This window comes from Vibrio sp. 970 (assembly GCF_033339075.1).
The window spans coordinates 1-695 of record NZ_JAWOTW010000326.1 but is presented as its reverse complement, the minus strand read 5'-3'; the positions used below and the strand labels follow the sequence as shown (position 1 = coordinate 695).

Below are 695 nucleotides of genomic sequence, written 5' to 3'. Positions count from 1 at the left end.
TAGCCAACGCTTTAAAGGCAAGTTTGGTTTAACGCCCAGCGAGTACATCAAAACCGTTGCCAGTTAGTACCTAACATTGCTATTTGGCTCGGTCTCAATGTTTCACATTTTAGCTTTTGTATTTGGTTTTCATCCGCAGTGCGACGTTAACCAAAGCAATCAGAACCGGAACTTCGATCAACGGGCCAATTACGCCAGCGAATGCCTGGTCGGAATTCAGGCCAAATACAGCAATGGAAACCGCAATGGCCAACTCAAAGTTGTTACCCGTTGCCGTAAATGCGATGGAGGCATTTTTATCGTAGGGGATGCCCATTCTCTTCCCGATAAAGAAGCTGGCAAAAAACATCAATACGAAGTAGATCGCTAGTGGGACTGCCACGCGGAACACATCCATTGGCAGTTGTAAAATCATCTCTCCTTTGAGGCTGAACATCAGCACGATGGTGGCGAGCAAAGCGATCAAAGTAATGGGTGAAATTCGAGGAATAAACACATCGTTGTACCACTTCTCACCCTTTGCAGCGACTAACCATTTACGACTGAGAAAACCAGCGAGGAACGGAATACCTAAGTAAATCAATACGCTTTCTGCAATGTCTCCCATGGAAATATCAACCACAAAACCTTCATAGCCAAAGAATGGTGGAAGTACCGTGATGAATAGCCAAGCCATAACGCTGTAAGTCAGAATT

Annotated in this window: 1 pseudogene; it reads right to left on the bottom strand. The window is 45.0% G+C overall.

Annotated features, from left to right (window positions below):
* Window positions 1–109: 109 nt before the first annotated feature.
* Window positions 110–695: pseudogene (locus R7Q11_RS26455) on the bottom strand (arsenic resistance protein); the annotation flags it as partial.